7 protein-coding genes are annotated in these 7,631 nt (G+C 73.9%); 5 read left to right on the forward strand and 2 right to left on the reverse strand.

The features are described 5' to 3' along the window. Window positions 1–71: 71 nt before the first annotated feature. Window positions 72–2,264 carry a protein kinase gene (locus tag ACIPXM_RS34385; RefSeq protein WP_401663765.1) on the reverse strand — a complete coding sequence of 731 codons (2,193 nt, stop codon included), beginning with the start codon at window positions 2,262–2,264 and terminating at the stop codon, window positions 72–74. Window positions 2,265–2,437: 173 nt separating this feature from the next. Here ACIPXM_RS34385 and ACIPXM_RS34390 point away from each other — a divergent pair, with 173 nt between their 5' ends. From ACIPXM_RS34390 to proC, 5 genes are all read left to right on the forward strand, one after another. Further along, on the forward strand, window positions 2,438–2,794 hold the full coding sequence (locus ACIPXM_RS34390) for an SH3 domain-containing protein (RefSeq protein ID WP_401663768.1): 357 nt from the start codon (window positions 2,438–2,440) through the stop codon (window positions 2,792–2,794). A 35-nt stretch (window positions 2,795–2,829) separates the two neighbouring features. Further along, entirely contained in the window at window positions 2,830–3,372 is a 543-nt protein-coding gene (locus ACIPXM_RS34395) for a hypothetical protein (protein WP_401663771.1), read from the forward strand. A gap of 97 nt (window positions 3,373–3,469) precedes the next feature. Then, the gene (locus ACIPXM_RS34400; protein ID WP_401663791.1) at window positions 3,470–4,327 is read left to right on the forward strand and encodes an ABC transporter ATP-binding protein; all 858 of its coding nucleotides are present in this window, start codon (window positions 3,470–3,472) and stop codon (window positions 4,325–4,327) included. Then, window positions 4,324–5,061, forward strand: coding sequence for an ABC transporter permease (locus tag ACIPXM_RS34405; RefSeq protein WP_401663773.1), 738 nt, complete (start codon window positions 4,324–4,326; stop codon window positions 5,059–5,061). Before ACIPXM_RS34400 ends, ACIPXM_RS34405 begins: the two co-directional genes overlap by 4 nt. Window positions 5,062–5,205: 144 nt before the next feature. Further along, window positions 5,206–6,015 carry a pyrroline-5-carboxylate reductase gene (gene proC, locus ACIPXM_RS34410; RefSeq protein WP_401663776.1) on the forward strand — a complete coding sequence of 270 codons (810 nt, stop codon included), beginning with the start codon at window positions 5,206–5,208 and terminating at the stop codon, window positions 6,013–6,015. A 63-nt stretch (window positions 6,016–6,078) separates the two neighbouring features. Here the strand turns inward: proC and trpS are convergent, their stop codons facing one another. Next, entirely contained in the window at window positions 6,079–7,077 is a 999-nt protein-coding gene (gene trpS / locus ACIPXM_RS34415) for a tryptophan--tRNA ligase (RefSeq protein ID WP_401663778.1), read from the reverse strand. Window positions 7,078–7,631 lie beyond the last annotated feature (554 nt).

Raw genomic sequence — 7,631 nt, forward strand, 5'->3', positions numbered from 1 at the left:
AACGGCGGCGCGGGTTCCTCCCCGCGCCGCCGTTCCGTGTCGTCCCCGGCCGTCCCCGCTCGCGCGGCGGCTCACCAGCCCGCCGGGTCCCGCCCGTCCACCGCGAACACCGAACCGTCCGGCGCGGTGCCGTACACCCGGTCCCCGGCCGCGACCGGCGCGGGCACGCCCGCCACATAGCCGAGCCGCCGCTCACCGACCCGCGGCTTGGTCTGCCCGAGCACCACCCCGCGCGCGGTGTCGACGGCGAACAGCCGCCCGTCCGCCGCGGACAGATACAGCCGGTCGCCGTCGGCGGGCACCGGCGCCGACACATTGCCGCTGCCGGTCTCCAGGTCCCACAGCAGCCGCCCGGCCGTCAGGTCGACGGCGGTCAGATGCCCGAGCCCGGTCAGCAGGTACACCGTCGTGCCGCGCACGGCGACCGACGGGTTGTCCATCCGGTACGGCAGCGCGACCCGGCGCACCCCGCCGCCCTTCGGCGCCACCCGCACCAGCGCCTCGGCCCGCGTCCCGTGCTGCGCGGCGATGAGCACAAGCGCGCCCGTCCCGTCGTGCCCCACCGGGGTGAGATTGCCCTTGAGCCGCTGCCCGCCGACCACCTCGCCGGTCTCCGGCCGGACCGAGGTGACCCGGGTGTACGTGCCGTCCGGCGTCGGCTCGTACACCGCGAGCAGCCCGGTGACCGGGTCGTACGGGCCGGTCTGCGGCACCTGGTGGCCGGGCAGCGCCCTGCGCCACAGCTCCTTGCCGGTGCCGCCGTCGACGGCCCGCAGCTGCCGGGCGTGGCCGGACAGGACGACGACCCGGCCCGCCGCGGTCCGGCGCTCGGCGACCGCCGGGTCGGTGTGCCAGCGCGGTGCGCCGTCCCCGGCCGCGTGGCCGGTCAGCCCGCCGCCGGAGTCGGCGGCGACCGTGCCGCCGGACAGCGGCGCGGGCGGCTGCGTCACCGTCCCGGTCGCCCCGGCCGCGCCCGGTCCCGCGGGGCGGGACCAGAGCACCCGGCCGCTCGCCGCGTCGAGCCGGGCGACGGCGACGCCGGGCGCCGAGCAGTAGAGCGCGGTGGTGTCGGCGAGCGCGCAGGCGGCCGTGGTGGGCGCGGCGGCGGAGGCCGCTCCGGCGGTGGTGCCGAGCAGGGTCTGCCAGCCGGTGAACGACTCGGCGGCCTCGGCGGGCCGGTCCCGGGTGTGCTTCGGCCCCGCCTCCCGGGCGCCGAGGACGGCGACCGTGCCGCCCGCCGCGACGGCGAGCAGCACCCCGACGGTCAGCGAAAGACGCAGCCGGCGCCGCCGTCCCGGCCCGCCGCGCCGCACGGCCGGTGCGTCGAGCCGTACCGGCGTGTCCGCGTCCCAGGCCCCGGCGGGCGGCACCGGACCGGCGGGGGCGACGGGCAGCCCGGGCGAGCGCCGCTGGGCGGGTATGAAGGCGGCCGCCTCGTAGGAAGGGGGAAGGAGCGCGGCCATGATCTCGGCGGGCGTGGGGCGTTCGTCCGGCTCCTTGGCCAGACAGCGGGCCACCAGCGGCGCCAGTTCCTCGGGGACGCCGGTCAGATCGGGATCGTCGTGCACGACCTGGTACGCCACGATGTACGGGCTGTCGGAGTCGAACGGGCCGTGCCCGGTGGCCGCGTGGACCAGCACGGACCCGAGCGCGAACACGTCGGCGGCGGGCCCGACCTCGCGCGGCCGCTGGAACTGCTCGGGCGCCATGAACGGCGGCGAGCCGATCAACTTGCCGGTCTCCGTGCGCAGATCGCTGTCCACCGGCCGGGAGATGCCGAAGTCGATGACCTTCGGACCGGAGTCGGTGAGCAGCACGTTGCTGGGCTTGAGGTCGCGGTGCACCACGCCCGCGCGGTGGATGTCGCGCAGCGCCTCGGCCAGCCCGGCGGTGAGCCGCCGCAGTTCGGCGGGGGACAGCGGGCCGCTGCGCCGCACCTGGTCGGCGAGGGTGGGCCCGGGGACGTAGAGGGTGGCCATCCAGGGGCGTTCGGCGTCCGGGTCGGCGTCCACGACCGGCGCGGTGAAGGCGCCGCTGACCCGTCGTGCGGCCGCCACCTCCTGCCGGAAGCGGGCCCTGAACTCCGGGTCCTCGGCGTACTGTTCGTGCACCACCTTGACCGCGAGCCGGAGCCCGGACGCGGAGGTGGCGAGGTGGACGACACCCATGCCGCCCGCTCCGAGGCATGCCTGGAGCCGGTACTCGCCCGCGTAGTCGGGCCCTTCCGCGTCCCGGTCGGCACCGGTACTGCGCAACGGCGGCATCGCCAACCCCCGTGTGGTTCGCCGTTCGTGTCCGCGCGCCCGCGCGACGCACGGAGCCTAGTCGATGGTGCCCGTGATGTCGGCGGGGCTTGCTAGCCTGCGCGTCGCGGAGGGTGAACATCTCCGCAGTGGTTGTGGAGCCGCCGTGGAGCGGCTCGGGACGGGGGACGGAAATGGACACCACCGAGAGCACCACCGAGAGCACCACCGAGAGCGCCGCCAAGAACACCACCGGGAGCGCCACCGAGAGCGCCGTCGTGAGCCAGGGCGCGGGCGCCGAGCTCCCCTCGTACCCGATCGCCCCGGGCTACCGGGTGAACGTCCGCTCGGGCCCGAGCACCAAGTACGCGGTGATCCGCACCCTCACCCTGGGTTCCTGGGTGCAGATCTACTGCCAGGCGCCGGGCGAGTGGGTCACCGGCCCGTACGGCACCAGCTGCATCTGGGACAACATCGGCCCCGGCCAGTTCGTCGCCGACGCGTATGTGAAGACGGGCCGCGACGGCTATGTGACGCACCGCTGCGCCTGACGCGGGCACCCGCGCGCCCGGGGATAATCGATCCCGTGAGCGACGAAAACCAGGGCAAGAAGGACAACGGGGGCGACCGGGCCGGGCAGCGCGGGGCCGATGCCACCCCGGCCGGGCCGCGCCCCGAGGAACTCCGTTTCTTCGGTACGAGCTGGGTGGAGCACGACGACCGCTACGCGCTGCGTCGCGTCGGCGTCGCCGTCGGCTCGCTCGCCGCGGCCGTCGCGGGCGCGTTCGTGCTGCGCTTCGCCTACCAGGGCCTGGAGATCGCCAAGGTCGGCGGCTTCGTCAACCTCCTGGTGGTCGTGATGTTCGCGATCTGCAGCGCCATCGCCTTCCGCAAGACCTGGGAGGGCTTCGTCAGCCGCCCCGCCGACCCGGGCCGCGAGGACGCCCTGCGCAGCCTGAAGGCCATCGGCTTCATCGGCTCGCTGTTCGCCTACTTCTTCCGCAGCCTGACCGAGGCGCCCGGCGAGAAGCTGGCCCGCGCGGAGTACGAGCAGGCCGTCAAGCAGTACGAGAAGCGGCGCGGCACCCGTACCGGCAACCCGGCCGCCCGCCGCAAGCCCAAGCGCTGACCCTTCCCCTCTTTCGCGAGAACCCTCAAGGACCCCGGACGTCACCCGTCCGGGGTCCTTGACGTGCGGCACCCCCCGGTTCACTATTCATCACATGATGAATAAAACCGGTGAGGCCGGCCGGACGGCCGAGACCCCCGCCGACCCGGCGGCCGACGCGGCGATCACCGCGTCGGCCCTCACCGTGGTCCGGGGCGACCGCCAGGTCCTGCGCGGCCTCGACTTCACCGTCCCCCGCGGCCGCATCACCGGCCTCCTCGGCCCCTCCGGCTGCGGCAAGACCACCCTCATGCGCGCGATCGTCGGCACCCAGGCCAAGGTCGGCGGCGGCCTCACCGTCCTCGGCCGCCCGGCCGGCGACGCCGCCCTGCGCGCCCGCATCGGCTACGTCACCCAGGCGCCCTCCGTCTACGACGACCTCACCGTCCGGCAGAACCTCGACTACTTCGCCGCCGTCCTGCGCCCCGGCCGCGCCCACCGCGACGAGCGCCGCACCCTGGTCGCCCGTGCCATCGCCGACGTCGACCTCGACTCGCACGCCGACGCCCTCGCCGGCCGCCTCTCCGGCGGCCAGCGCAGCCGCGTCTCGCTCGCCGTCGCCCTGCTCGGCACCCCCGACCTGCTCGTCCTCGACGAACCCACCGTCGGACTCGACCCGGTGCTCCGCCGCGACCTGTGGGACCTCTTCCACCGCATCGCCGCCGACCGCGGCACCACCCTCCTCGTCTCCTCGCACGTCATGGACGAGGCCGAGCGCTGCCACCGGCTGCTCCTGCTCCGCGACGGCGAGCTCCTCGCCGAGGACACCCCCGAGGCGCTGCGCCGCCGCAACGACACCGCCACCGTCGAGGAGGCGTTCCTCCGCCTGGTCGACGCCGCGGCGGCCCGCGCCCGCGCCACCCGGCCCACCCCGCCCACCCCGCCCACCGACGCGACCGAGGAGTCCTCGTCATGAGCAGCGCCCGCACCCTCGCCACCGCCGCCCGCGTGCTGCGCCAGCTGCGCCACGACCCCCGGTCCATCGCCCTGATGCTGCTCGTGCCGTGCGTGATGCTCTTCCTGCTCCGCTACGTCTTCGACGGCAGCCCGCAGACCTTCGACAGCGTCGGCGCCTCGCTCCTCGGCATCTTCCCGCTGATCACCATGTTCCTGGTGACCTCCATCGCCACCCTGCGCGAACGCACCTCCGGCACCCTGGAACGACTGCTCGCCATGCCCCTCGGCAAGGGCGACCTCATCGCGGGCTACGCCCTCGCCTTCGGTCTGATCGCCGTCGTCCAGTCCGTCCTCGCCACCGGCCTCGCCGTGTGGTTCCTCGGCCTCGACGTGGTCGGCTCGCCCTGGCTGCTGCTCCTGGTCGCGCTGCTCGACGCGCTCCTCGGCACCGCCCTCGGCCTGTTCGTCTCGGCCTTCGCCGCCTCCGAGTTCCAGGCCGTCCAGTTCATGCCCGCGGTGATCTTCCCGCAGCTGCTGCTGTGCGGCCTGTTCACCCCGCGCGACCGGATGGCCCCGGCGCTCGAAGCGATCTCGGACGTGCTGCCCATGTCGTACGCCGTCGACGGCATGAACCAGGTCCTGCGCCACACCGACGTCACCACCGACTTCGTGCGCGACGCCCTCGTCGTCGCGGGCTGCGCGGTCCTCGTCCTCGCCCTCGGCGCCGCCACCCTGCGCCGCCGCACCGCCTGACCACGCCGCCCGACCGCCGCGCGCCCCGCCCCACGCACCTGACCGCCCCTCGCGTCTGACCGCTCCGCGGACACTCGCCCCACCAGCGGCGGTCCGGTGCGAGGATGGCCGCACACGACCCCCTCCGGCGAGGTGAACAGAGCCATGAGCAAGACCGTCGCAGTCCTCGGCACCGGCAAGATCGGCGAGGCCCTCCTCAGCGGCATGATCCGCGCGGGCTGGCGCCCGGCCCACCTGCTCGTCACCGCCCGCCGCGCCGAGCGCGCCGAGGAGCTCCACGCCCGCTACGGCGTCGAGGCCGTCAGCAACGCCGACGCCGCCAAGCGCGCCGACACCCTCATCCTCGCCGTGAAGCCCCAGGACATGGGCCGCCTCCTCGACGAACTCGCCCCGCACGTCACCGCCGACCGGCTCGTCGTCAGCGCCGCGGCAGGCATCCCCACCGCCTTCATCGAGGACCGCCTCACCGCGGGCACCCCGGTGGTCCGGGTCATGCCGAACACCCCCGTCCTCGTCGACGAGGGCATGTCGGTGATCTCCGGCGGCAGCCACGCCACCCCCGCGCACCTCGCCCACACCGAGGAGATCTTCGGCGGCGTCGGCAAGACCCTGCGCGTCCCCGAGTCCCAGCAGGACGCCGCCACCGCCCTCTCCGGCTCCGGCCCGGCCTACTTCTACTTCCTCGTCGAGGCCATGACCGACGCGGGCATCCTGCTCGGCCTGCCCCGCGCCCAGGCCCACGACCTCATCGTGCAGGCCGCCATCGGCGCCGCCGTCATGCTCCGCGACAGCGGCGAACACCCGGTCAAGCTCCGCGAGGCCGTCACCTCCCCGGCCGGCACCACCATCTCCGCCATCCGCGAGCTGGAGAACCACGGTGTACGGGCCGCCCTCATCGCCGCCCTCGAAGCCGCCCGCGACCGCAGCCGCGAGCTGGCCTCCGGCAACGGCTGACCCCGCGCGGACCCGGACACCCACCCCGCCGGGGGCGTCCGGGTCCCCCGGGGACCCACCCGCTCACACCGCGGGCAGCAGCCCCATCGCCCGGTAGGCCCGGTCCACCACCGGCCGCGCCATCCCGCGCGCCCGCTCGGCACCCAGCCGCAGCACCCGGTCGAGCTGCCCCGGATCCGCCGCGAACTCCGCGTGCCGCTCCCGCACCGGCCGCAGCAGCTCGACCACCGCCTCCGCCGTGTCCTTCTTCAGCGCGCCGTAGGAGTCGTACGACGCGGCGAGCCCGGCCTGGTCCTCCCCGGTGGCCGCCGCGAGCAGATCCAGCAGGTTCGCGAGCCCCGGCGCGGCCGCCCGGTCGTACACGACCTCACGCCCGCTGTCCGTGACCGCCCGCATGATCTTCCGCCGTACGACGTCCGCGTCGTCGAGGAGATAGACGATGCCGCCGGTGTTCTCGTGCGACTTGCCCATCTTCGACGTCGGGTCCTGCAGATCCATCACCCGCGCGGCCACCTTCGGATGCGTCGCCCTCGGCACGGCGAACACCTGCCCGTACCGCTGGTTGAACCGCACCGCCAGATCCCGCGCCAGCTCCACGTGCTGCGTCTGGTCCTCACCCACCGGCACCTCGTCGGTCCCATAGGCCAGGATGTCCGCCGCCATCAGCACCGGATAGGTGAGCAGCGAAAGCCGCACGCTCTGCCCGGCCTCCCGGGCGCGCACGCTCTTCTCCTTGTACTGGATCATCCGCCGCATCTCGCCGTCGGTGGCGACGCACTCCAGGAGATAGGAGAGCCGGGCGTGCTCGTCCACCTGACTCTGTACGAAGACGGTGCACCGCTCCGGGTCGAGCCCGGCCGCAAGGAGCAGCGTCGCCGCCTGCCTGCTGAGCCGCGTCACCCGCGCGGGATCGTGCTCCACGGTCAGGGCGTGCAGGTCGACGATGCTGAACAGGGCGTCGGCCTGGTGCTGATCCACCTCGACCCACCGGCGGACGGCCCCGAGGTAGTTGCCCAGGGTCAGATGTCCGGTCGGCTTGATCCCGCTGAAGATGCGCTTCATCGCGTTCGTTCTCCCTCTCTCGGTCTCTCGGTCCGCCGCCGGCTCGTCGGCCGGGCTCCCGGGAGGGGATACGCGAACGGCCGCCGAGGCGGCGGCCGTGTCTGCGTGCGTCAGTCAGTACGGGCCGCCGGTCAGGCGGCCCACCACTGGGTGGTGTGCGCACGCGTAGTCATGGATCCAGCGTACGCCGCGGACCCCGGCAGGCCCAGGGTTGACACGGGGTTGCCCGGTACGTAGTGTTCTCCGAGTTGTCCGACGTGAGCACCGACCCCGGTCGGCCCCGGACAGCGATTCCGCAAGAACCACAACGACTGATCAGACGGTGTCGATTCGTCGTGCCGTCTCGTCGTTCCGCGTGTTTTTGCGAAATGAGGAATCCGCGTTCGAAGGATTGGGCGCGGGCCCCCGATTAGCGTCGGAGGCCAGGAATCCGCTAAAGTCTCACTCGTCGGAAGGGCTCAACAGCCCGGAAGACAAACCCCGCTGACTGGGAATCAGACGCCGAAAGGATCTGATAGAGTCGGAACCGCCGGAAGGGCCCGGAGCGAAAGCCG

This window comes from Streptomyces sp. NPDC090025 (assembly GCF_044748125.1).
In the GTDB taxonomy this organism is placed as follows: Bacteria; Actinomycetota; Actinomycetes; order Streptomycetales; family Streptomycetaceae; genus Streptomyces.

Coding starts and splice junctions, on each gene's coding strand:
- ACIPXM_RS34405 (WP_401663773.1), top strand. CDS start 4,324: ATGAGCAGCGCCCGCACCCTCGCCACCGCCGCCCGCGTGCTGCGCCAG.
- ACIPXM_RS34385 (WP_401663765.1), bottom strand. CDS start 2,264: ATGCCGCCGTTGCGCAGTACCGGTGCCGACCGGGACGCGGAAGGGCCC.
- trpS (WP_401663778.1), bottom strand. CDS start 7,077: ATGAAGCGCATCTTCAGCGGGATCAAGCCGACCGGACATCTGACCCTG.
- ACIPXM_RS34390 (WP_401663768.1), top strand. CDS start 2,438: ATGGACACCACCGAGAGCACCACCGAGAGCACCACCGAGAGCGCCGCC.
- ACIPXM_RS34400 (WP_401663791.1), top strand. CDS start 3,470: ATGAATAAAACCGGTGAGGCCGGCCGGACGGCCGAGACCCCCGCCGAC.
- proC (WP_401663776.1), top strand. CDS start 5,206: ATGAGCAAGACCGTCGCAGTCCTCGGCACCGGCAAGATCGGCGAGGCC.